The sequence below is a fragment of the Neisseria sp. P0022.S010 genome, assembly GCF_051956635.1.
The window spans coordinates 1-2,144 of the sequence record NZ_JBQCXF010000492.1; the positions used below are offsets into that span (position 1 = coordinate 1).

3 protein-coding genes and 1 tRNA gene are annotated in these 2,144 nt (G+C 43.5%); 3 read left to right on the plus strand and 1 reads right to left on the minus strand.

Translation table 11 applies throughout. The features are described 5' to 3' along the window. The 3 genes from ACTHUT_RS18510 to ACTHUT_RS18520 form a co-directional block, all read left to right on the plus strand. On the plus strand, positions 1-665 hold a 665-nt coding region (locus ACTHUT_RS18510), incomplete at its 5' end, for a cytochrome c1 (RefSeq protein ID WP_440419353.1). Between the two features lie 214 nt (positions 666-879). Then, positions 880-1,485 (plus strand): glutathione S-transferase N-terminal domain-containing protein, encoded by a 606-nt coding sequence (locus ACTHUT_RS18515; protein WP_039861850.1) that lies wholly within the window; start codon positions 880-882, stop codon positions 1,483-1,485. A gap of 11 nt (positions 1,486-1,496) precedes the next feature. Then, positions 1,497-1,901 carry a ClpXP protease specificity-enhancing factor gene (locus ACTHUT_RS18520; protein ID WP_137041192.1) on the plus strand — a complete coding sequence of 135 codons (405 nt, stop codon included), beginning with the start codon at positions 1,497-1,499 and terminating at the stop codon, positions 1,899-1,901. Between the two features lie 140 nt (positions 1,902-2,041). Here ACTHUT_RS18520 and ACTHUT_RS18525 read toward each other — a convergent pair. Further along, positions 2,042-2,117: transfer RNA gene (locus ACTHUT_RS18525), tRNA-Ala, on the minus strand. Positions 2,118-2,144: the final 27 nt, after the last annotated feature.

A 2,144-nucleotide genomic window follows, 5' to 3' on the forward strand; every position in this document is an offset into this window, starting at 1 on the left:
GCCTGCAGCACGGTGCGCAAATCTTTACAAACTACTGTTTGTCTTGCCACTCTGCAAGCGGTATGCGCTTCAACCGTCTGAAAGACATCGGTTTGACTGAAGATGAAATCAAGAAAAACCTGATGTTTACAACAGACAACGTTGGTGATGTCATGGTAGCGGCAATGGATCCGAAAGATGCCTCCAAATGGTTGGGTGCGCCTCCGCCGGATTTGACCCTGATTGCCCGTTCTAAAGGTGCAGACTATCTGTACGCCTATATGCGCGGCTTCTATAAAGACCCAACTCGTCCGACCGGTTGGAACAATACTGTTTTGGCCGGTGCGAGTATGCCTCACCCATTGTGGGATCAACAAGGTGTTCAAGCCGTTGAGTTGGATGCCAAAGGTCAGCCCGTTATGATTAAAGACGAGCATGGTAACCTGACTCCTAAGTTGTATTGGGAATCTACCGGTCTGCACAGCCGTCGCCTGCCTAACGGTAAAGTAATCCAAAAAGAGTACGATACTTATGTACGCGACTTGGTGAACTACTTGGTGTACATGGGTGAGCCTGCTCAGTTGCAACGCCACCGCATCGGCTACATGGTTCTGGCATTCCTGTTTGCGGTAATGCTGCGATTGGCTTACTTCCTGAAAAAAGAATTCTGGAAAGACGTTCACTAATTCTTTTGAATCAAAAAGGCAAACCTGTTTCAGGTTTGCCTTTTTTGTTTGTGAAATTGGTTTATGCAAAAATAATGTAAATTTTAAAATTACTTAATATAAACAATATGATATGTTAAATTTCTGGATTAGGTGTTTGAAATTATGTATAATTCTGTCTGAATTTTTATAAGGCTTAAGGCCGTCTGAAAAGATTTATCAGGAGTAAAAAATTATGATGACATTGTATTCAGGTATTACTTGTCCATTCAGCCAGCGCTGCCGTTTTGTGCTGTACGAAAAAGGTATGGATTTTGAAATCAAAGATGTGGACGTGTTCAATAAACCTGAAGACTTGGCTTTGATGAATCCGTATAACCAAGTACCGGTTCTGGTTGAGCGTGATTTGATTTTGCACGAATCAAACATTATCAACGAATACATTGACGAGCGTTTCCCTCATCCTCAGTTGATGCCGGGCGATCCTGTTATGCGCGGTCGCGGCCGTTTGGTACTGTACCGTATGGAAAAAGAATTGTTCAGCTTGGTGCAAGTGTTGGAAAACCCTGAATCTACCAATAAAGAACAAGCTAAAGCACGTGAAGCCATTGGCAATGGTTTGACACTGTTGGCGCCGTCTTTTACTAAAAATAAATACATCTTGGGCGATGACTTTTCTATGATTGATGTTGCCTTGTCTCCGCTGTTGTGGCGTTTGGACTATTACGACATCAAACTGGGTAAATCTGCTGCGCCTTTGTTGAAGTACGCTGAACGTATTTTCCAACGCGAAGCCTTTATTGAAGCATTAACGCCGGCTGAAAAAGCCATGCGCCGCTAAAGGACGAACCTATGGCAACTTCAACCAAACCGTATTTGTTGCGTGCTTTGTATGAGTGGTGCTTGGATAATAACCAAACACCGCACATCGTGGCTTGGGTAAATGAACATACCCGTGTGCCGATGCAGTATGTGCGCGATAATGAAATTGTTTTAAATATTGGTCCTACCGCCAGCCATAACTTGAATATCGACAACGAATGGGTCAATTTCTCTGCCCGTTTTTCCGGCGTAGCGCACGAGATTTGGATTCCGGTCGGTCATATTGTCAGTATATTTGGTCGCGAAAGTGGAGAGGGTATGGGTTTTGAGGTAGAACCATATCAGCCTGCTTCTGTTGAAGCTGCGGTGGCCGAAGATACAAAAGCTGAATCTGCGGAAGAAAAACCGAAAAAAGTATTGAAGCTTGTGAAGTAATTAAAAGATAAAAGGCCGTCTGAAATGTTTCAGACGGCCTTTATTGATTAGTTATTGAAATGGCAAAATTAATGAGCAATCAGTTATTAATTAAGCCAAACAAAAAAGCCCTTGTATTTAACAAGAGCTTTTTTGTTTAGTGGTGGAGGTAAGCGGGATCGAACCGCTGACCTCTTGCATGCCATGCAAGCGCTCTACCAACTGAGCTATACCCCCGAAATTTGGTGGCGAATCAGGGATTCG

Excerpts from the sequence above, each read along its gene's own strand:
- ACTHUT_RS18520 (WP_137041192.1), top strand. The coding sequence starts at position 1,497 with ATGGCAACTTCAACCAAACCGTATTTGTTGCGTGCTTTGTATGAGTGG.
- ACTHUT_RS18515 (WP_039861850.1), top strand. The coding sequence starts at position 880 with ATGATGACATTGTATTCAGGTATTACTTGTCCATTCAGCCAGCGCTGC.